Below are 19,793 nucleotides of genomic sequence, written 5' to 3'. Positions count from 1 at the left end.
TCTAGCTAATTAAGCCCGATCTCAATGCAAGTACAGCAGCTTGAGTGCGATCGTCTGCACAGAGTTTACTCAGAATATTGCGGACATGGGTTTTGACCGTGCCTAGAGAAATAAACAACGTTTCACCGATCGCGTTATTACTCTGACCTTCCACAATCAACTGCAAAATCTCTAGTTCGCGATCGGTGAGTTGTACGTTGTCCATAATTTCTTCATATGCCGACTCAACCGCCTCAATCTTGATCATTTTGGGTTGGGTTGGATCAGTCATCGGTTTACGCATCTGGCGCAGCACAATATTAGCGATCGTTGGGTCAATCCAAGAATTGCCCTCTGATGTAGATTGGATGGCTTCCACCAACTGGTCGATGTTGATATCCTTCATACAGTAAGAATTGGCTCCAGCCCCAAAAGCGGCTAACACAGAGTCTTCACTGTCATACATCGTCAGAATCAAGATCTTAGTTGAAAAATTGTTAGTCTCTACTTGGAATTGCTTAAACTGGCGAGTTAGCTCAATGCCATCCATATCCGGCAAACCGATGTCTACTACTGCAACATCAGGTTGTTTATCTTGCAGCAGCATCAATCCTTGTTTGGCGTTGCCCGCTTCTCCTATAACCCGAATGCAATTATGGCGTTGTAAGGCAGTTCGCAAGCCTAACCGGGTCAGGTCATGATCTTCAATTAACACAATCCCAATATCAGCCATTTGTCTCTTATTAATGCTTCACGTTTAATGATGGGTGGCTCACCGTCTGCCCATTACTGCACCCTGAGACTTATGCAAATTCTCACAATCAGTTCGCTCAAGCGCCTGAACTAAACACTTAAGCACCTTGTTCTCTGAGTAAGTGCATTAGTCCTGAAATAACTGGAGGAATTATTGGCAAGTTCATCCATTAGGTATATGCAGTTTGCCATATAGCGGCTTATATTTGCAGGAAATCTAGTGCGCCTGCAAGAAATCTTTTCAAGCAGTGAGTTAAGGTAAGCCTACCTTTTAGTTTTTGTTTGTTTTTTTTAACTCCAAAATTATAAAACTAAGGTAACGTGCAGTTTTTTTTGAAACATCTGCCAAGACTCTCATTAGGGAAGAGCTGCGAGAGCTAGATTGCCTTCCTTCTTGAAGAGAGCGGAACAGTGGGCAAATCAGTGGCAGAGTATGTAAATTAGGTCGCTTGCAACAGGATTTTGCGTTTGGGCTTTGCCTCATGAATGAATCTAACTCTGGGGAGGCGTTGGGTATCGCGGCTTCTAATTCATATGATTCTGCCCAACATTCTAACAGGCGCTATCAGCAGCTATTGGATGCGCTGCCGCAAATGATGTGGATTGCCAATGCCCAGGGTGCGATCAATTATCTCAATGTTGCCTGGACAGAAACCTTGGGTGTTGCGATCGCCGATTCGTTAGAGTGGCGCTTGTTTGACTGGATTCATCCGGACGATCGCGCGATCGCGTTTCGGCAATGGCAACAGTCCATCAGCACTGAACAAGGGTTTGAAGTAGAACTGCGCTTTCGGGAAGTTGATGGCGCACATCGGCGGTTTGTGGTGAAAGGTCGCCCTATTTTGGATGACGCAAACGCAGTGGTGGAATGGGTGGGCACCTGCACCCCTGCCAGTCAAGCGAGGCGAGTTGAAACCGAGCTAGAGCAGGAGCGAGAACTGCAAACGGTGATTACTCGCAATATGGCAGAAGGGATTTGTTTAGTGCGATTGGGCGACGGACTGATTGTGTATGCCAATCCCAAGTTTGAGCAGATGTTTGGCTATGCCCCAGGAGAGCTAAACGGTCAGCCAGTTTCCATTGTGAACTGTGCTCAGAGTGTGGCAGCAGCAGAAGCCGTTCGAGATTGGATCTTTGAGCAATTGAAAAGCCACGGCGAAGCCACTTATACCGTCCACAACATCAAAAAGGACGGCACCCCTTTTTGGTGTGAAGCCACCACCACCGTTTTTGAGCATCCTGATCATGGCACCGTGTTGGTAGCCGTGCAGCAAGATATCACTGATCGCCTTCAGGCAGAGCAAGAATTACAAGAAAAAGAACGGCGATTTCGTGCCATTTTCGACCAAACGTTTCAGTTCGTTTGGCTGCTAGAACCAGATGGCAGGCTGAGTGAGGCAAACCAAACGGCTTTAAAGTTTGGCGATGTGAAGACCTCAGTGATTGGGCAGATGTTTTGGGAAACTCCTTGGTGGCAAGCGTCCCACGATGTTCGAGTGCAGTTACGTGAGGCGATCGCCCGTGCCGCAACTGGAGAATTTGTCCGATATGAAGTAGAACTGTCTGGAGCCGATGGCAAAATTGTGATCTGCGATTTTTCAATTAAACCCTTACGAGATGAAAATGGGCAAATTGTTCTGCTGATCCCCGAAGGACGCGACATTACCCAGCGTAAGCAAGCCGAAGCTGAAATTCATCAACTGAATGCCGACTTAGAAGATCGGGTAGCGCGACGAACGGCTCAAATGGCGCAGTTGAACAGGGCGCTTGTCCAAACTGCCACCCTGCTAGAAGAACGCAACCGTGAACTGGATCAGTTTGCCCACATTGCCTCTCACGATTTGAAAGCTCCCCTCAGAGCAATTTCTAACCTTGCCGAGTGGATTGAAGAGGACTTGCAGGGGCAACTCCCCGCAGAAAATCAGCAGCAAATGGGGCTATTGCGCCAACGGGCACTGCGAATGGAAGCGTTAATTAGTGGCTTACTAGATTATTCTCGTGTGGGGCGCACTGAAGCCGCGATCGAATCCGTTTCTGTCAGTGCCCTGCTGGAAGAGGTGATCGATTCCCTTGATCCACCCGCTAATTTTGCGATCGCGCTTGCTGCCGATTTGCCCACCCTGCCAGCGCGACAACTCCTATTGCGTCAAGTATTTGCCAACTTGATTAGCAACGCTATCAAACATCACGATCGCACGGATGGGCACATTACAATCACTGCCCACGATCGCGCCGCATTTTACGAATTTACCGTTACGGATGATGGACCCGGTATTGCCGCCGAGTATCACGATCGCATTTTCGTCATTTTTCAAACTTGTGCGGCTCGTGATTCCAAAGAAAACACGGGTGTAGGCTTGTCCATTGTCAAAAAAATTGTTGAAGCCGAAGGCGGACAAATTCGGGTGGAATCTCAACTGGGGCAAGGCACTACTTTTCGATTCACCTGGCTCAAACAGCCCAAAGATGCGACCCTAGAACTGTGAATATCCCAATGAAACGCACTCCACTCAAAAAATTGTGGGTCAGTTGGTCTAAGTTACCGATTCGTCATCGCGGTGCGATCGTCGTTGCCATTCCTGCAATTTGCCTGGTGATCACGGTGATCTCATGGGCATGGTCGCGGCAAGTCTTAATCGGTGTCCGGCGAGAGATTGAATCTACGGATGAAGTACTCAGGGAAAGCTATAAGTTGCTGATTGAACAAATTAATGTAGAAACGGGTGTGCGTGGCTATGTGTCTACCCGAGATCGCTCTTTTCTAGTGCCCTATCAGCAATCTTTGGTTGACTATCAAACCCCTCTCGTGCGGCTACAACAATTACAGCAAAAAAAGCCAGGGCGGTTAGTAGAAGTCAACACAATTCAACAACTAGTGCAGCGCAACCTAGACATTTCGCAACAGGTGATTGCTGCCACCAATGCTCAGCAAACGTCTACCGCCGCAGGGTTTCCTACCCAGCGTTTGCTCTATCAGGGCAAAATCAACATGGATGCTCTACGCGCTTCCATGTCAACCCTACAGCGGAGCGAACAAATTTATAAAGATAATTTACTGAAGCGGCGAGAAACCATTCAGGAAGTGAGTTCTGTGGCAATTTGGTTCACTGCGGCAATTAGTGGATTAGGATTTGTTGCATCCCTTTATTTGTTTCGCCAACTGGATCGAGAATTACGCGATCGCGAAGAACGTTTGAGTGAGAGCCGCTTATTGTTAACTGCCATTGTTTCCAATGTGGTGGATGGGGTGATTATCCTGAATGAAGATAGCCGAATTGAAACCTTTAACCCTACGGCATGTGAAATGTTTGGCTATTCACCTAACGAAGTGATTGGGCGTGAAGTTGAGCAGTTATTAGTTGAGGCTCAGTCTCTCACCCGCAACCAACACACCAACGCCAAACAAAGCGTCATGGATAGTCCGCTTGTGCAAACGGGGCGCGCTTGGCAAACCTCCGGAATTCGGAAAGATGGAACAACCTTTCCGATCGCCATTTCGGTGAGTGATATGCAATTAGACGATCACCGACTGCTTGCCATCATCCGCGACATGACTGAGGTTCATGCATCCCAGGAAAAACTTCAGTTCCGTGCCGATGAATTAACTCGAATCACAACGGTTCTGGCACAAACCAATGTCACCTTGGAAGATCGCAATCGTGAGTTAGAACAGTTTGCCTATGTTGCCTCCCACGATTTGAAGGCACCCCTAAGAGCGATCGCTAATCTCTCGGAATGGATTGAAGAAGATCTGCAAGGGCAACTTCCCGCTGAAAACCAGCGCCAAATGGGGCTATTGCGGGGGCGAGTTCATCGGATGGAAGCATTAATCAATGGGTTGCTGGAGTACTCCCGCGTGGGGCGCACCCAAGCTCCGCTAGAACAAGTCTCTGTGAAAATGCTGCTCGAAGAAGTAATCGATTCTCTCGCGCCGCCTGCCACCTTCAAGATCGCGATCGCGCCCAACCTGCCGACGTTCATTACCAGAGTGATGCTGTTGCGACAAGTCTTTGCCAACCTAATCAGCAACGCCATCAAACACCACGATCGCCCCGATGGACAGATCACCATTTCTGTTCAAGAACAGGGTTTATTTTACGAATTTTCTGTGGCAGACGATGGACCCGGCATTGATGCAAACTATCACACTAAAGTGTTTGTGATTTTTCAAACTCTAGAAGCCCGCGACACCAAGGAAAGTACTGGAATCGGCTTGGCGATCGTGAAAAGAATCGTTGAAGCCGAGGGTGGCAATATTTGGATTACTTCCCAGGAAGGTAGCGGTGCCACATTCCACTTCACCTGGCTAAAAGAATCCTCTCGTCATGGCTGAAAAATATAGCTGAAAAATCGTAGCGAACAACTCCACAAGCTAATCGTCATTTAAGCCGTACCCTTCAAAACTTGAGAAGCTCTACCAGCAAAGGGCTTAAGCCCCCTGCTCATGCCGTTTAACGGTCGCTAAGCATGCAAAGCGTCTCGAAAAAACCTGTAAAAAAGCCTCTGTCACTACAACAGAGGCTTTTAAGAAAAACGAATCTAATCTTTAGAGAGCATTACCACGAGGTAAGACTTCTTCAGGGAAGATAAAGTTTTCGTGAATCTGGTCTTGAGGAGCCATCCAAGCGCGAATGCCTTCATTGAGCAGAATGTTCTTAGTGTAGAACGTTTCAAACTCAGGGTCTTCTGCGGCTCGGATTTCCTGAGAAACAAAGTCATACGCTCTCAAATTGAGCGCTAGACCAATGATGCCAATCGATGCCATCCACAATCCGGTGACGGGCACAAACAACATGAAGAAGTGCAGCCAGCGCTTGTTGGAGAATGCAATCCCAAAGATCTGCGACCAAAAGCGGTTCGCCGTCACCATGGAGTAGGTTTCTTCGGCTTGGGTAGGGGAGAAGGCGGTGAAGGTATTGGAGCCTTCGCCATCTTCAAACAAGGTGTTTTCCACCGTCGCTCCATGGATGGCACAGAGCAATGCTCCGCCCAAAATCCCGGCAACGCCCATCATGTGAAAGGGGTTGAGGGTGAAGTTATGGAACCCTTGGACGAACAGGATAAACCGGAAGATGCCAGCAACGCCTAGGCTGGGGGCAAAGAACCAGCTTGATTGTCCTAAGGGATAGATTAGAAAGACGGAGACGAAGACGGCAATCGGACCGGTGAAGGCGATCGCGTTGTAAGGGCGAATGCCGACCAACCGAGCGATTTCGATTTGGCGTAGGCAGAAGCCAATCAGAGCAAATGCGCCGTGGAGGGCAACAAATGCCCACAAGCCGCCGAGTTGGAACCAGCGGGTCAGGTCGCCTTGAGCTTCGGGTCCCCACAAGAACAACAGGGAATGCCCTAGGCTATCGGCAGGAGTGGAAACGGCTGCGGTCAGAAAGTTGCAGCCTTCAAGATAGGATGATGCCAGTCCGTGGGTATACCAGGAGGTGACGAAGGTGGTGCCGGTTAGCCATCCGCCAATTGCCATGTAGGCGCAGGGGAAGAGCAGTAAGCCAGACCAGCCGATAAAGACAAAGCGATCGCGTTTCAGCCAGTCGTCAAGAGCATCAAACAGCCCTTGTTTTGCAGGCGCGCGCCCCAGTGCTACGGTCATACGGTAAAACTCCAGATTGGATAAAAGTGCTTAAGAATATCTCTAGCCCTATACCAAATAAGCTCAATCAAAAAGATTCAGAGCTGCTACAGTATGAGCAGAGTTTACGTTTCTTTACTATCTATCAATTATACAAATTAGTCCATAAATTTCCTAGGTAAATTCTCAACGAATATATAGCTAAGTATTTATGCTTAATAGCCTGTTGCGACGATTATGGGAGCGATCGCATAGGGGTCGCGATCGCCATAAAAATAAAAGTTTGATTACGCTACCTGACTCCACCCGCGATCGCCGAGTTTGCAATTCCTATCACCGCGCCTGAATTATCGCTCACCATTCTCTGCCTATGAGAAAACTTGAATTTAATTTGGCAACCGTCGGCAGCCATCAAAAGTCAGCCGTGTTGATGGGGTGAGTCAAGCGTTCAAATTTTTAAGTCCCGTATATCAAAGATAGAGTCGCTACGAATCCAGCCCTTCACTCCCGATCTCTGAAATTGCACCCGATACCAAGTGAATCCTTCGTCATCACAGGTTTTTGCCAGGATGGTTACCCAATCGCCCGGATAGCCAATATGGCGAACATAGGCAGTATGGCTTGCCCCATCTCGAACACTAATCGAAGTTCCTTTAAAACCCAGCAAAGAGCCAACATTACCGGTATTCATGCGGGCAAATTGGCAGTTTTGAGCAAATCCAGGAAATGCAGCGATCAGTAAAGTACCCAGTGCCAATCCTAGATACTTCAAACTGTTCTGTAAATTCATCACTGTTCTGACCGTGCGGGTTGAAAGTTGCGCGCTTCATTCAGGGGGTCTATTTTTCCGCCAGCGATACCGAAAATCGGTGTACTATCCGTTGTTGCTGCCGCTAGGTTCTTCAATCGACCTAATTGTGATATTGGTTTAAACGGGTGAAGCCCAACAGAAAGGCTGTCAGGCTGTCAGGGTATGTCAAAATAAATTTTAGCAACTAAGGGTTTACAGAAATCCTACGCCAAGCCAGCGAGAAAAACACCTTACTTCTTCCCTCCTTTTTGGAAAAAACTGATAAATGAAACGTAATCAGTTGTGAAATTCCAGTGAGAACTATCCGATCTAAATCGGCTAAAAAACGTGATCTTCAATCACGAAAAGTAGAGCAATATGAGAAAAACTTACAACAGCTTGTCTACTTTCTCAACTAGGGGCGTAGTGGCTTTTAAAGGGGAGACACAGGCTCAAAAGCCGTTGGTTTAAAGAGTGTTTGCAAGTCCTCTCTGTGTCTATTTAAAAAATAGCATCAACGACTAAACAGACCACTCGCTTTAACTGAAGTTAACCCATCCATAAATAACAATACAAACAGCAATATTTGGATACAAATTAAGAGGTTAGGGTTCGCACGGTGTATCTACTCAAAGGCTTGTTGTTGAAATGTCAATAGTTGTTTGATGCCCAGTTCTGCTAGATCTAAGATTTGATTAAGCTGCCTTCGGCTATAGGAACCTGCCTCTGCTGTGCCTTGCACTTCAATCAGGTGTAGATTTTCGTTCATAACTACATTAAAGTCTGTGTCAGCCGCAACGTCTTCTTCATACTTCAAATCGAGCAAAGGTTCGTTGTCGAGTAAGCCGACGGAAATGGCGGCGACTTGATGAATCAAGGGCGATCGCTCTAGCTCTCCAGTTTGTATCAGTGTGGCGATCGCGTCTTTGAGTGCCACAAACCCGCCCGTAATTGCCATGGTTCGGGTTCCAGCGTCCGCTTGCAGCACGTCTGTATCGATGATGATAGTGCGCTCTCCCAAGGCATCCATATCCAGCGTCGATCGCAGGCTTCGCCCTACTAATCGCTGAATTTCCTGGGTTCGCCCCGACAGGCGCATAAATTCGCGCTCTTGGCGATCGCTGGTTGCAGTCGGCAACATTCGATATTCTGCCGTCAGCCAGCCTTGCCCCTTACCCGTTAAGAACTTGGGAACTTTAGATTGAATTGTCGCCGTGCAGAGTACCTGAGTATCCCCACACCGTGCCAACACAGACCCCGCCGCAAATCGGGTAAACTGTCGCTCGAAACTGACTGGACGGAGTTGATTTGCTTGCCGACCGTCGGGGCGCTGCCAAGCCATGCCTGTTACCTCAAGAATCTCACAGCCAAGGATAGCAGGTGTCGGGCGTCAGAGGGCAGGTGACAGGGGGGCGGGTGCGTGGAAGAATAAGGAGCAAAGTGTGGAGGGCTTGTGTTGTAAGCGGATGGAGTTTTTGTGAAGAACGTGACTAATCCAGAACTTTAGATTTGAAGCATTTTGCTCCTGAAACCTAAAAGCTGAAACCTAAAACCTGCTTTAGGGCACAATCAGTACAGGGCAAGGAGACAGGTTAATCACTCGATTAGTCACACTGTCTGCTGCGCCTTCTTCGGTTAGCCCAATGCCACGACAGCCCATGACAATCAGGTCGGCTTCAATTTCATCCGCCACATCGCAAATAGTGAAAGCAGGTTTACCCTCCCGTTCCAGCAGTTCCGATTGAATGCCCTGCTGAGAGAACATATTTTTTGCGCTTTCTAGCAGTTCCGCGATCGCCTCTGGCGACGACATCACTTCTGAAGCACCTGCTTCTGCCTCTTCCACAACCGACAAAATAATCAAGCGGCTCTTGTGAAAACTGACAATTTTTGCCACAGTTTCGGCTGCTTGCCGCGATTCACGACTCTGATCAATCGGAAAAAGTACAGTCTCAAACATTCCCGTTATCTCCAAAAAAGTAAAGAGGTGAAAAGTTAGAAAGAATGGGTAGAGGGTAAATAGGGCAATTTTTATCTGACACTGGACACCCGAACCCTGACACCTTGTCCCCTAATCCTTGACTTCCTCCGCTGAGTGTCCCAAATCATGAAAAAATATGGATTGAGCAGAAGACTGATTCAGGAGGTTGGTTCGGTGTCCAAAAAGACTTTAGCAAACTTATCGTCCGCTGATTTATCTGGCAAGCGCGTTTTGGTTCGCGTAGATTTCAACGTGCCTGTGGATGATCACGGCAAGATTACAGATGACACGCGCATCCGTGCGGCTCTGCCTACTATTCAATATCTCACTTCTAACGGTGCAAAAGTAATTCTAGCGAGTCATTTTGGTCGTCCGAAGGGCGATGATTTTGCGGCACGGGTGACGGACAAATTTCGGCTAACTCCTGTGGGCGATCGCCTTTCTGAAGTGTTGGGCAAACCTGTGGTCAAAACCGATGACTGCATTGGTGATGACGTTGCAGCAAAAGTGGCGGCACTGAACAATGGCGATGTGTTGCTCTTAGAAAACGTTCGCTTCCATCCTGAAGAAGAGAAAAACACCCCAGAATTTGCCAAACAGCTTGCCTCTGTTGCTGATTTATATGTGAATGATGCCTTTGGGACAGCTCACCGCGCCCATGCTTCCACGGAAGGCGTAACCCACTATCTGAAGCCATCGGTGGCTGGGCTTTTGATTGAAAAAGAACTGAAGTATTTGCAAGCGGCGGTAGATGCTCCGGTTCGTCCTTTGGCAGCGATCATTGGCGGCTCCAAAGTCTCCAGCAAAATCACGGTGATTGAAGCGCTGCTCGATAAGGTAGACAAGCTATTTATCGGCGGCGGCATGATTTTCACCTTCTACAAAGCTCGTGGTTTGAGTGTGGGTAAATCGTTGGTGGAGGAAGAGTTTTTGGAATTGGCGAGAACTCTTGAAATAAAAGCCAAGGAAAAAGGCGTGGAACTGCTTCTGCCAACTGATGTGATAGTTGCTGACAAGTTTGCGCCCGATGCAGAGTCCCAGACGGTGAGCGTGGACAGCATTCCCGATGGCTGGATGGGGTTGGATATCGGACCCGATTCGGTGAAGGTATTCCAAGCTGCGCTAGGAGACGTGAAGACGGTGATTTGGAATGGTCCCATGGGCGTGTTTGAGTTTCCTAAGTTTGCCGTGGGCACAGACGCGATCGCGCACACATTGGCAGGCTTGACCAAAACTGGAACCACTACCATCATTGGCGGCGGCGACTCGGTTGCAGCGGTTGAAAAAGCCGGCTTAGCCGATCAAATGAGCCATATTTCTACGGGCGGGGGTGCCAGCTTAGAACTGCTGGAAGGCAAGGAATTACCTGGAATTGCAGCCTTAGATAATGCATAACGTAAGACTGACTAGCATTTTTTGATCCTAAAAAAGGGGATGCTGTCTATGGAACATCCCCTTTCAACCAAACGCAATTTGGCTTTAAGAACTAATCGAGGTATCCCATTAGGGCTGCTGGCTCAGGATCAACGTTTTGATTGGAGGCAATGGGACGACCACCCGGCAGCAGAGAGCCTTGCATCAAATCAGGGTTGCTTGCCATCACCGGGCGGTTCATTAACATCAGCCCTTCTACCATTTTGATGTCGCTATTGAAAATTGGGCGATCGCCCGGAAGCATGTCATATACGGTTAAGCTACTCGTTGCGATCGGGCGACCATTCATAAAAGAACCTGCTAAATCTAGATGGCTAGCTTCAATCGGGCGAATGCCAGCAGAAGAAATTGTTTCAGCAATATCAAATTCACTAGACATCAATGGACCATCCGCAGCGACGTGATCGTGATGTATCGTGATCGCCGATTGACTGCTTGCCTTATCTTGAGCGGAAGGAGCTTGCAACTTAACCATATCATCAGCACTCATAACATCTTCACCAGTTACTTTAAGGGTATCCGTCTCAACTGCCTGCTCATTAGTCCCGGTTGATTTGGGCGCTACAGCTTTCGTCGAGCGGGAAGCCTTCTGAGTTGTTGCCTTTGTTCCGCCATCATTTGCTCCAGCCGTATTGTCAGTAGTCATAGCCAGTAATTCCTAATGAGCAGTCAACACCAAACAAATTGTTAAAACCTATTCAACTCTAAAATTTGTCTAAGAGTCTTAAGAGAATAGTATCGGAAATCAGGGACCAAGCTGACTTGCAAATCAACCAGGATTTCTTTTGAGAACTATCGAATCTACTAATTTTTCACTTGCCTCACTTGTAGCGGTAGATGAGAGATGCAGAAACAAGCTTTTAATGACTTTGCTCTGCATCCAATACCTATAACTAAACCTGGGCAGCGATCTTTGCTTGACCCGCAGTCAAACGCTCATAGGTTGCACGCATCTTTAACCCTGTCAACACTTGAAACAATCCAGTTCCATTCGTAGAGCCGGGATAATCGCGGTGTTTTAATAGCAACTCTGTAAGCTCACCGTTGTATTTAGCTGAGGTATTGCTTAAATGCTGCTCAATGTAGATCACCTCTTCTAAGCGATCGAATTGACCATCCACTTCCAACACAGAAACACTATGTCCATAATAAGCATCAGGACCGTAGTGCATCCGAATACCAGGATAAGAACAAGTCAGCTTACGCCCACAAGGTATCCAGTCAATTGTAGAGCCTTCATCAAACAGGTAAGAGGGTTCAAAACCTTCAACTTCGTCGCGCTGAATCATTTGCACCCGGAGGACTTTCCGCTCTTGATCATCCTTAATGAGTTGAGTCGGCAGAACTTGAATCACCACATCTGCAAACTCTTTCTGAGGATCAATATAGGCAGTGAAATCAGGGCGACGCGAGTTGATTGCTGCTAATACATCCTCGTAAGTGTGACCTCTTTCAGACATATCGCGCTGGATCTTCCAGGCAATTTTCACCTCATCGCTGATATCGAGGTAGACACTAAAATCTAACAAACCCCGCACACGCTCATCATATAAAGGGTGAAGCCCTTCGATCACCACAATATGATTGGGTTCAACCATTTCGGGCGCATCAAGGCAGCCAGTTTCATGATTATAAATAGGCTTATTAATAGATTTGCCGTCTTTCAGATCTTTAATTTGCTCATACATCAAATCAAAGTTGTTCGCTTTGGGGTTCAAAGCAGTGATACCCGTTTGCTTGCGCTGCACTCGATCCAGACTGTGGTAATCGTCTAAGCAGATCACCGTGATGAACTCTTCTCCAAACAGGTCTGCTAATCGGCGCAGAAAGGTGGACTTTCCGCATCCTGAATCTCCTGCAACGCCAATCATTACCACGCGGTCTGGCTTACTGGTCATAGTTTCCTCTAACAAAAGGGTTATCTACTAAAGATTCGTCTAATGCAAAGTTTGCAAATTAGAGCGATTCTTGCTATCTAATAAAATGCGATCGCTCATTACGAAGATCTAACAGCCAGCCAGATGCGAATCTTTCAGGCAAGTCTTTCTGACGATTAAGTATTTAATACTACCGTTAAGTTTATCTTACCAAAATGGGATCACCCCTACAACACTACTTATTAGAAAATTTATTGCTAAGTTCTACTTTTTATCAAAAGAGCAGTTCAATGAATCTGATGAATTTTGAAACTCATCTAGAATTTAGCAGTGCTTCCATAGAGCCTATTTGACATCTAATTTGCTGTTAGCTGTTTGAGTATCAAGCGAATGAAACAAAGATTAACTTTGGCAGCAGCCTTGTCCAGGGTTCTCTCAAAGTTCTTGCCTAAACTCTTACAGCGTTCCATCGAATCATTGGATCGCTCAATCACCCAACGGGTTACCACGACCACAAATCCTGTTTTCCCTTGTGCGACTTTCTCAACCTTGGTGGGATTGGGAGCCAATTCAAATTCAATCTTTCACTGCCCCCCCGGTCATCACTGACGTTGGCGCGGATGCAGTGCGTGAAACAGGAAAATCCTAGGGTCTCGACCGCAGTTGCCAGCCTCGTTCCTGAAGAGACTCGGCTGCGGCTACTGAATGAGGCTGAGATCGCACCCATGTTGCGAATTGTCTACACATTTTTAGGACTACCGAACCCCGAAACCAAGCGATGAAAGTTGCGCTTAAAGTAGCCTAGGAAAATCTTCTTGGTTGATTAGAAAGCGCTGGTAGACTGAGACCTTACGAAATCGGTGAATTTCAGGAGCACAAGGCTTCAGAGGCATTAGATGGATTTTCTCGAACCGGAAATTGCTAGTTTAGAAGATGAAAAAGAGTAAAAGCGGATAGATTATGGGACATTGACCTGATTAAAAAACTCAATTAAGATCCTTGGGTCTGAGAAAATGTGATTAGATCAAAAAAAGTAGAGAACCAGCGTGGCAAAAGAAAGGAAGAGTAATAAAGAATCCAAAAAGCCAAAAGCGGAATCTGATGGATCAAAAAAGCAAAAGAAAGATCCAAAAAGACATGATGGACCATCAATATAGCTGTGTATAGGTTAGGACTTTGACGCACAATATTGAGTCCTGCGGGAATATGTCATACCCATTCAATTGGAAAAGACGGCAGATCGAACTTTCCCCAATATCCCCTTGATAAAGAGAGGTGCCAAAGGCGGCAGGGTCGAATTACTTGTTCGGTATCACCAGTACGCGATCGCATTCCTTAGCTAAAGTCTATTTTTGACAACAGGCGACTGCCCATGCTGATTTCTTAAAGCTACCTCAAGTGGAGCCTTGAGAAATCGGAGTCTCAATCTGAAATTCTGCCCTTGTCCGGGTGCAGAAAAGCATTCCAGAGACCTATGATGTTGCTCGGTAACGATCTGGTAGCTAACCGATAATCCCATGCCCGTACCTTTACTAACCTCTTTGGTAGTAAAAGAGGGATCAATCAGTCGTTGTTGTACAGTATCGGGAGTTCCAGTGCCATTGTCTGCAATTGAAACGACTAGACGATCAGGAGATTTTTTCGGTGTTGATCGTGATGCAAGAGTTGGAAGAGTGTTGAGGTCAGAGCTTTTTAATGCAGACGTTGATAGTGAGAACTGAGAACTGGAATTACAAGTTAGATTGTGTCAAAGGTCAGAAGTTAAGCTCTAATGAGCTACTGAGCTTGAGACAAAATCATGATGACCTTTCAACCCGAACTGCTTGACCAATTGCTTCAAGGCTCTGAGAAACCAGAAGGTTTACTGGGAGATGGTCGCATTCTCAAACAATTGACTCAAGCCTTGGTGGAACGCTGCCTGGAGGCAGAAATGAAAACGCATCTAGATGAACATCGCGCTTATCCTCTCGATGTCCGATCTCTTTGAGCAGGTCATCGGTGATGGCGTAAACCGCTATAACTTCAGCAATCATTTTTATTCTCTCCAGGTGCAACAAGACCTTGGAGAGATGTTATTTGTTTTCCGTCTGCTGCCGCTTCTAACTGGCAACTTGAGTTATTAGCGCCCTATGCAGTCTTGTAACTGAATGGTATTTACCTCGCTATCAAACCGTTGGAAGCGTCCTACTAAGGTAGCAGGTTGATTTGTCTGTAATGCTGCAACGGCGGCATCTTGATTTTTTGCCATCGTACACAAAACCGTCATTCGATTTGCTTTTTCTGCGGGAACGTTAGCAGTGCTCGGTTGAATGCTGTCGAACGATACCGTGTAGGAACCATCACTCTCTTTGATGCCTAGCACTTTTCCATTCAGCCGAAAAGTTTTACCGATAAAATTCAATCGCAGGCGGGCAGGATTATCTGCCGACTCCTTAACCTGTTTAGCTAGGGTGCCTGCCTCGATCTCAATGGCAGTAGAATCATCCTTTACAGGTGGAACGGTTGCCGCGTTCTGTTTGGGCAGCAATTGATTGAGCGCAGCACACAGGTGTTTCTTTACAGTTTCCCTGCGTGCGGTCACGCCACTTGGAAGGGTGAAGACCATTTCAACGTTTAACAGAGTGCCGTCCATTGATGCAAACACATCGATCGGCAAAGCCCGCTGAAACATCGTTGCAGGATTTTCAGCGTTCAGCGTTCCCGCATTCACATCAACGCTGATTGTCTTGATGCCATCACGGGCTAAGATGGGTCGCAGTTGGGACAAGGCTTTCTCTACCGTTCCCCCCTCCACTTGAACCCGCGCAGCAAAGGCAGCACCGTTGAGAAAGTCGCCTTTTTTCTGAAAGCTTTCCTCGCAGGTCGCGGCAATAGCGGGACTTCCTAAGCACAGAAAAGCGAGAGATAAGACAAGCGATCGCATAGTTTAAACGGGACGAGAATACAAAAGTTGTCTAGCCCAGTATGAATCAGCCGACCCCAATGTGGCAAGCGATACAAACATACGATGAAGCGACTTACCAACCATAATTCAGCGTGTTACCTGAATAGATTCTACGGTTGTCGCCATGCTTTCTGTCCAATCGGAGGATAGCCAAAGAATTCAAATATCTTCATCATTGAAGTAAGCGATCGCAGAGGTTATCCGATTGAAAGTATTTCAAACCCTTCAGCCAGAGCAACGCCGTAATCTGGTGATTTTGTTTGCATCTGGGCTGTTGTTTTGGGCAAGTTTGGCATCCCTGCTGCCAACCCTGTCTCCCTATATCAAGCAGGGAGGAGCCAGCGATCGCGAAGTGGGTGTTGTCATGGGAGCCTTTGCCATTGGGTTGCTGGTTTTTCGCCCTTGGTTAGGACGCAGAGCCGATCAAAAAAGCCGTACTGGAGTGCTGATGATTGGGCTGGTGGCTGTGGCGATCGCCCCTCTAGGCTACCTGATGACTCAATCCATTCCTCTATTATTTACCATTCGTGCTTTTCATGGCTTGAGCATTGCCGCATTCACCACGGCTTTTAGTGCGTTAGTGACGGATCTGGCTCCTCCTCACAATCGGGGCGAAGTGCTGGGTTACATGACCTTAGTGAATCCGATTGGAGTAGCATTAGGACCCGCGATCGGGGGATTTTTACAGGCATGGGCAGGCTACACGCCCTTGTTTTTGTTCTCTGCGGGATTGGGCTTTGGCGGAATTTTGTGTGCCACCCAAATTAAAGCGCCTCCGGTTGCACTAATTCCGTCTGTTGCTTCTCAACAGGTTCACGCGATTCCCTTTTGGAAATTTTTGTGGAATCCTCGTCTACGAGTTCCTGCCTTGGTGCTGTCTTTAATTGGCATTGCGTTTGGTACTTTAGTCGTATTTGTGCCGCTTTACATTCAAGAAACAGGTGTGAATTTAAATGCTGGTTTGTTTTATACCGCTGCGGCGATCGCCAGTTTTGGGGTGAGGCTGCTAACGGGTCGCGCCTCCGATCGCCATGGACGGGGACGCTTTATTACCATTAGCCTACTGCTTTATACCGTCGCCATGCTGCTACTGTGGCGTGCCCACAGTGCGCCTGAGTTTCTCTTGGCTGGTTTTTTGGAAGGAGCCGGTAGCGGCATTTTCATTCCAATGATGATTGTACTGACGGCGGATCGCTCGGAACCTCATGAACGCGGTCGCGTATTTGGGCTGTGCTTAGCTGGATTTGACTGTGGCATGGCGATCGCCGGTCCGATGATGGGTTACTTTGCAGAGGAGATCGGCTATCGGGGACTATTTGGAGTTGCCGCAGGTATTTCATCCCTGGCAATCATCAGCTTTGTCGCCTTGTGCAGCAAAGATTTTGCCCACTCGCTTAAATATTCCCTGGGACGTGGTCGCGATGTTTACGCGCTGCCAAATCAGTAACCTGCTCGTATCCCTAACTGCCTATTATCGTCCGCCCTCATACATGGCTTTGGGGATAAATAACACATGACCAGAAGGCTGTTGCAGGGTTACCCCTTGATCTGACCACTCCACTCTAGATTGGCGGATCGAATCGGTTTGTTCCAGTAATCCGTAAAACGACATATCGACAAAATGTCCGTAAGATGGCGTACCACTCGTCTTCCCCACGTAAATGCCATAGCGAGGTTGAACATTTAAGGGAAAACCACGCCAGTCCGTATCGCTTTCATATACGGTCAGGTACATAGAAGCATTAGGCTTTTCCCAGGTTTTTATCACTTTGAACGATGGGCGAGTCAGCCCAAAAAGCGCGATCGCACCGATCAAAAAACTTGTGACTAAAACGCTGCCAACCCACGCCAATTGTTTGAACAGAAGGCGATTCACAGTAAGTCTCTTCCTATTCCTTAATCTGCTGCTGCCATTTTTCTAAGGCTGCCCGATGCACTTCCCGCCAAGGAATATGTTGCTGATGGGCGATTTGGGCACAGTCATCATATTCGGGCTGTACGTTAGTTGGAGCGCGATCGCGTCCTTCTGCCCAAGCAATTTTTACTCGCACTGTGCCATAGTCTGTTTGCACAGCCTGGATTTCTCGCGGTAAGATTTGGCGCTGTTGCTGCGATCGCCGAATTCCCAACGTCGTGGTTTCACGAAAAATCATTGCTTCACAAGCATCCTCATCTCCAGCCCGACAGATCACCGTCAGCAGCGTTCCCAACCGAGATTTTTTCATTGCGATCGCTTGAGTGAACACATCCAATGCTCCCATCGCCAGCAATTGCTCCATCACATAAGCGATCGCTTGAGGATTTAAATCATCAATTTGAGTTTCTAAAACAGTGATGATTTCAGTAGAAGGGAAGGTTTTAGGGGCTAGGTGTCGAGTTTCAGCAGAAAAAGCAGAGTGAAGGTTTGAGGTTTGAGGTTTGAGGTTTGAGGTTCCCTGTTCCCCGACCCATAGCCGCAACACATTCGCGATAGGCAAATTTTGAGTCCCTGCCCCCAAACCTACTTTATGCAGAGTCATTGTGGGAGGGGAACCAAAGTGAGTCGCTAACGTTGTGGCGATCGCGGCTCCGGTGGGGGTGACCAGTTCGCGATCGATATCGTTGTAATAAATCGGAACTTGGCGCATTTCAAACAGTTTCAGCACTGCCGGAGTGGGTACGGGCATTCGTCCATGAGCGGCTCGAATCGTGCCTCCACCCGTGGGTAAAGCGGAACAGTGCAGTTCTTCGATTCCTAGCCAATCCAAACCTAAGCAAGTACCCACAATATCGACGATCGCGTCCGTTGCGCCCACCTCATGAAAATGTACCTGCTCGATTGGCACTCCATGCACGGCGGCTTCTGCGGCTGCCAATTGCCGAAACACCGCCAAACTCCAAGCTTTTGCCTGGGCAGGTAGCTGCGCCGCCAGAATTAGCCGTTCAATTTCTGGTAGGTGGCGAATGGGGGGATGCGGATGGGCTGAATCCTCGATGAGAGAATGGCTATGAGCATGAGAATGGCTATGAGCATGAGAATGATTGTGAGGCTGGTCTGCAATTAAATTCTTGGAAACGCTCCCTTCTGTAGCAGAATGGACGTGATGAGGATGTGAATCAAACGTCGCAAACTCATCTGGGTTCACCACGGCCCCTGATTCAAACACTAGATCGACATGAAATTTTGTCGCCCGTTGCCCATTGCGATCAACCGATTCCGTCCACAGTTTGTATTCCTGTGAAATTCCCAAGTGCCCCAGTTGCTCAATTAAATAGGCTATCGGCACACCCAAATCTACAAGCGCACCCAGGCACATATCTCCAGCAATTCCTGTCGGGCATTGTAAGTAAGCAATTTTGGTCATTGGCGTTTTAGACAAGTTTGGTTCTCGTAGCGTTTCCACGGGGAATATTCTAAGTTTTTAAGTCTGAATTATTTAATCTGCACTTTTCTATCATGGCAACTCTTCATACGCTTCATCCTAAGAATCCTCAAGCCCGAACAGTAAACCTTATTATCAAAGCGCTAAAAGATGGGGCAGTGCTGCTGTATCCGACAGATACGGTGTATGCGATCGGGTGCGATTTGAACTCTAAAAGTGCAATACAACGGGTTAGGCAAATTAAACAACTTTCCAATGATAAACCTCTGACATTTTTGTGTTCATCTTTGTCGAATATTGCCCAGTATGCGATCGTCAGTGACGAAGCCTACAGAATTATGCGGCGATTGATTCCTGGCCCTTATACCTTCCTGTTACCGACTACCAAGCTGGTTCCTAAGCTAGTGATGAGTCCCAAGCGCCGCACCACAGGAATTCGCGTGCCCGATCGCCCCATTTGTCAGGCACTTCTAGAGGGCTTGGGCAACCCAATTATTTCGACCTCTGCCCATGTTGTAGAAGACGGTTCTGATCGCAACCAAAACGCGATCGAGTATCCATCCCGCTTAGATTTATTCGACTGTTTAGATAAACTGGTGGACGTGATTGTGGACGATGAGCAAGAACCGGGCTATGAGGTATCCACAATTTTAGATTTGAGCAGTGAGGAACCTGCGCTAGTTCGTAAGGGTCTTGGATGGGAAGCCGCAGAACTGTGGACTAGTACCGGACGCTGATGAAACCCTGCAAATTTAGGATTTCCGAGACTCCCATAACAGAATGAACTTTTTTCATCTATCTATCGTCATAAATATCCGGATAGCTACCCCCAAACTAGCTAGTGCATAGCAGGCTTCGTTGAGGAGCCGATCAGTCTAAAGCAGCTTGTCAACTGTTTACTGTCAAAAGTGGATTCGCGCCATCCAAGAGAAATGGCGAGGATTATCTTGCCTACTTCTCTTGTGTTTGAGAGCTTTGCAGCGACATGCACCCACTTAACAAGGAAGTTCATTTCTTTTTGTGTGTCGCCTGATAAGAAGTGCCACAGACTCACCCAAAGCGAACCCGTAATTCACAAATCTGAGTGTG

18 protein-coding genes and 1 pseudogene are annotated in these 19,793 nt (G+C 47.5%); 8 read left to right on the top strand and 11 right to left on the bottom strand.

Features of this window, described 5'->3' with window-relative positions; translation table 11 throughout:
* Position 1: 1 nt before the first annotated feature.
* On the bottom strand, positions 2 to 712 hold the full coding sequence (locus AC1S5B_RS24720; protein WP_482038318.1) for a response regulator: 711 nt from the start codon (positions 710 to 712) through the stop codon (positions 2 to 4).
* 502 nt (positions 713 to 1,214) lie between these two features.
* Between AC1S5B_RS24720 and AC1S5B_RS24715 the strand changes: the two genes are divergently transcribed.
* The gene (locus AC1S5B_RS24715) at positions 1,215 to 3,218 is read left to right on the top strand and encodes a PAS domain-containing sensor histidine kinase (RefSeq protein WP_482038317.1); all 2,004 of its coding nucleotides are present in this window, start codon (positions 1,215 to 1,217) and stop codon (positions 3,216 to 3,218) included.
* A gap of 8 nt (positions 3,219 to 3,226) precedes the next feature.
* The gene (locus AC1S5B_RS24710) at positions 3,227 to 5,065 is read left to right on the top strand and encodes an ATP-binding protein (RefSeq protein WP_482038316.1); all 1,839 of its coding nucleotides are present in this window, start codon (positions 3,227 to 3,229) and stop codon (positions 5,063 to 5,065) included.
* 213 nt (positions 5,066 to 5,278) lie between these two features.
* Here AC1S5B_RS24710 and psbD read toward each other — a convergent pair whose 3' ends face one another.
* The gene (psbD, locus tag AC1S5B_RS24705; protein WP_482038134.1) at positions 5,279 to 6,337 is read right to left on the bottom strand and encodes a photosystem II D2 protein (photosystem q(a) protein); all 1,059 of its coding nucleotides are present in this window, start codon (positions 6,335 to 6,337) and stop codon (positions 5,279 to 5,281) included.
* Positions 6,338 to 6,527: 190 nt separating this feature from the next.
* Between psbD and AC1S5B_RS24700 the strand changes: the two genes are divergently transcribed.
* A complete protein-coding gene (locus tag AC1S5B_RS24700) occupies positions 6,528 to 6,662 on the top strand; it encodes a hypothetical protein (protein ID WP_482038315.1) in 135 nt (44 codons plus the stop codon).
* Positions 6,663 to 6,764: 102 nt separating this feature from the next.
* On the opposite strand, the gene AC1S5B_RS24695 is transcribed toward AC1S5B_RS24700, so the two are convergent.
* From AC1S5B_RS24695 to AC1S5B_RS24685, 3 genes are all read right to left on the bottom strand, one after another.
* A complete protein-coding gene (locus tag AC1S5B_RS24695) occupies positions 6,765 to 7,106 on the bottom strand; it encodes an SH3 domain-containing protein (RefSeq protein WP_482038314.1) in 342 nt (113 codons plus the stop codon).
* Positions 7,107 to 7,731: 625 nt separating this feature from the next.
* Complete coding sequence (rph, locus tag AC1S5B_RS24690; protein ID WP_482038313.1) at positions 7,732 to 8,448, bottom strand: ribonuclease PH; 717 nt, start codon at positions 8,446 to 8,448, stop codon at positions 7,732 to 7,734.
* A gap of 216 nt (positions 8,449 to 8,664) precedes the next feature.
* Positions 8,665 to 9,066 (bottom strand): universal stress protein, encoded by a 402-nt coding sequence (locus AC1S5B_RS24685; protein ID WP_482038312.1) that lies wholly within the window; start codon positions 9,064 to 9,066, stop codon positions 8,665 to 8,667.
* A 195-nt stretch (positions 9,067 to 9,261) separates the two neighbouring features.
* On the opposite strand from AC1S5B_RS24685, the gene AC1S5B_RS24680 reads away from it, so the two are divergent.
* On the top strand, positions 9,262 to 10,482 hold the full coding sequence (locus AC1S5B_RS24680; protein ID WP_482038311.1) for a phosphoglycerate kinase: 1,221 nt from the start codon (positions 9,262 to 9,264) through the stop codon (positions 10,480 to 10,482).
* A gap of 91 nt (positions 10,483 to 10,573) precedes the next feature.
* Here the strand turns inward: AC1S5B_RS24680 and AC1S5B_RS24675 are convergent, their stop codons facing one another.
* Together AC1S5B_RS24675 and AC1S5B_RS24670 are read right to left on the bottom strand one after the other, a co-directional pair.
* A complete protein-coding gene (locus AC1S5B_RS24675) occupies positions 10,574 to 11,167 on the bottom strand; it encodes a hypothetical protein (RefSeq protein ID WP_482038310.1) in 594 nt (197 codons plus the stop codon).
* A 247-nt stretch (positions 11,168 to 11,414) separates the two neighbouring features.
* Positions 11,415 to 12,419: a phosphoribulokinase gene (locus AC1S5B_RS24670; RefSeq protein WP_482038309.1), complete on the bottom strand. Its 1,005-nt coding sequence runs from the start codon at positions 12,417 to 12,419 to the stop codon at positions 11,415 to 11,417.
* Positions 12,420 to 12,928: 509 nt separating this feature from the next.
* Here AC1S5B_RS24670 and AC1S5B_RS24665 point away from each other — a divergent pair.
* The gene (locus AC1S5B_RS24665) at positions 12,929 to 13,180 is read left to right on the top strand and encodes a hypothetical protein (protein WP_482038308.1); all 252 of its coding nucleotides are present in this window, start codon (positions 12,929 to 12,931) and stop codon (positions 13,178 to 13,180) included.
* 557 nt (positions 13,181 to 13,737) lie between these two features.
* On the opposite strand, the pseudogene AC1S5B_RS24660 reads toward AC1S5B_RS24665, so the two are convergent.
* Positions 13,738 to 14,022 (bottom strand): annotated as a pseudogene (locus AC1S5B_RS24660) (ATP-binding protein); the annotation flags it as partial.
* 174 nt (positions 14,023 to 14,196) lie between these two features.
* Between AC1S5B_RS24660 and AC1S5B_RS24655 the strand changes: the two are divergent.
* Positions 14,197 to 14,385: a hypothetical protein gene (locus AC1S5B_RS24655; RefSeq protein WP_482038307.1), complete on the top strand. Its 189-nt coding sequence runs from the start codon at positions 14,197 to 14,199 to the stop codon at positions 14,383 to 14,385.
* A gap of 132 nt (positions 14,386 to 14,517) precedes the next feature.
* Here AC1S5B_RS24655 and AC1S5B_RS24650 read toward each other — a convergent pair whose 3' ends face one another.
* On the bottom strand, positions 14,518 to 15,321 hold the full coding sequence (locus tag AC1S5B_RS24650; protein ID WP_482038306.1) for a hypothetical protein: 804 nt from the start codon (positions 15,319 to 15,321) through the stop codon (positions 14,518 to 14,520).
* Positions 15,322 to 15,547: 226 nt separating this feature from the next.
* On the opposite strand from AC1S5B_RS24650, the gene AC1S5B_RS24645 reads away from it, so the two are divergent.
* Positions 15,548 to 16,789 (top strand): MFS transporter, encoded by a 1,242-nt coding sequence (locus tag AC1S5B_RS24645; RefSeq protein WP_482038305.1) that lies wholly within the window; start codon positions 15,548 to 15,550, stop codon positions 16,787 to 16,789.
* 24 nt (positions 16,790 to 16,813) lie between these two features.
* On the opposite strand, the gene AC1S5B_RS24640 is transcribed toward AC1S5B_RS24645, so the two are convergent.
* Both AC1S5B_RS24640 and larC read right to left on the bottom strand, forming a co-directional pair.
* Positions 16,814 to 17,218, bottom strand: coding sequence for a hypothetical protein (locus tag AC1S5B_RS24640; protein WP_482038304.1), 405 nt, complete (start codon positions 17,216 to 17,218; stop codon positions 16,814 to 16,816).
* A gap of 13 nt (positions 17,219 to 17,231) precedes the next feature.
* On the bottom strand, positions 17,232 to 18,686 hold the full coding sequence (larC, locus tag AC1S5B_RS24635; RefSeq protein WP_482038303.1) for a nickel pincer cofactor biosynthesis protein LarC: 1,455 nt from the start codon (positions 18,684 to 18,686) through the stop codon (positions 17,232 to 17,234).
* Between the two features lie 92 nt (positions 18,687 to 18,778).
* Here larC and AC1S5B_RS24630 point away from each other — a divergent pair, with 92 nt between their 5' ends.
* Positions 18,779 to 19,441 carry an L-threonylcarbamoyladenylate synthase gene (locus tag AC1S5B_RS24630; RefSeq protein WP_482038302.1) on the top strand — a complete coding sequence of 221 codons (663 nt, stop codon included), beginning with the start codon at positions 18,779 to 18,781 and terminating at the stop codon, positions 19,439 to 19,441.
* The last annotated feature ends 352 nt before the right edge of the window (positions 19,442 to 19,793 follow it).

It is taken from the genome of Leptolyngbya sp. CALU 1928 (assembly GCF_056784215.1).
This window is presented reverse-complemented; position numbering and strand designations above follow the sequence as displayed.

What these genes read in the sequence shown, in the direction of transcription:
- AC1S5B_RS24720 (WP_482038318.1), bottom strand. Translation starts at nt 712, where the DNA reads ATGGCTGATATTGGGATTGTGTTAATTGAAGATCATGACCTGACCCGG.
- AC1S5B_RS24715 (WP_482038317.1), top strand. Translation starts at nt 1,215, where the DNA reads ATGAATGAATCTAACTCTGGGGAGGCGTTGGGTATCGCGGCTTCTAAT.
- AC1S5B_RS24710 (WP_482038316.1), top strand. Translation starts at nt 3,227, where the DNA reads ATGAAACGCACTCCACTCAAAAAATTGTGGGTCAGTTGGTCTAAGTTA.
- psbD (WP_482038134.1), bottom strand. Translation starts at nt 6,337, where the DNA reads ATGACCGTAGCACTGGGGCGCGCGCCTGCAAAACAAGGGCTGTTTGAT.
- AC1S5B_RS24700 (WP_482038315.1), top strand. Translation starts at nt 6,528, where the DNA reads ATGCTTAATAGCCTGTTGCGACGATTATGGGAGCGATCGCATAGGGGT.
- AC1S5B_RS24695 (WP_482038314.1), bottom strand. Translation starts at nt 7,106, where the DNA reads ATGAATTTACAGAACAGTTTGAAGTATCTAGGATTGGCACTGGGTACT.
- rph (WP_482038313.1), bottom strand. Translation starts at nt 8,448, where the DNA reads ATGGCTTGGCAGCGCCCCGACGGTCGGCAAGCAAATCAACTCCGTCCA.
- AC1S5B_RS24685 (WP_482038312.1), bottom strand. Translation starts at nt 9,066, where the DNA reads ATGTTTGAGACTGTACTTTTTCCGATTGATCAGAGTCGTGAATCGCGG.
- AC1S5B_RS24675 (WP_482038310.1), bottom strand. Translation starts at nt 11,167, where the DNA reads ATGACTACTGACAATACGGCTGGAGCAAATGATGGCGGAACAAAGGCA.
- AC1S5B_RS24670 (WP_482038309.1), bottom strand. Translation starts at nt 12,419, where the DNA reads ATGACCAGTAAGCCAGACCGCGTGGTAATGATTGGCGTTGCAGGAGAT.
- AC1S5B_RS24655 (WP_482038307.1), top strand. Translation starts at nt 14,197, where the DNA reads ATGATGACCTTTCAACCCGAACTGCTTGACCAATTGCTTCAAGGCTCT.
- AC1S5B_RS24650 (WP_482038306.1), bottom strand. Translation starts at nt 15,321, where the DNA reads ATGCGATCGCTTGTCTTATCTCTCGCTTTTCTGTGCTTAGGAAGTCCC.
- larC (WP_482038303.1), bottom strand. Translation starts at nt 18,686, where the DNA reads ATGACCAAAATTGCTTACTTACAATGCCCGACAGGAATTGCTGGAGAT.
- AC1S5B_RS24630 (WP_482038302.1), top strand. Translation starts at nt 18,779, where the DNA reads ATGGCAACTCTTCATACGCTTCATCCTAAGAATCCTCAAGCCCGAACA.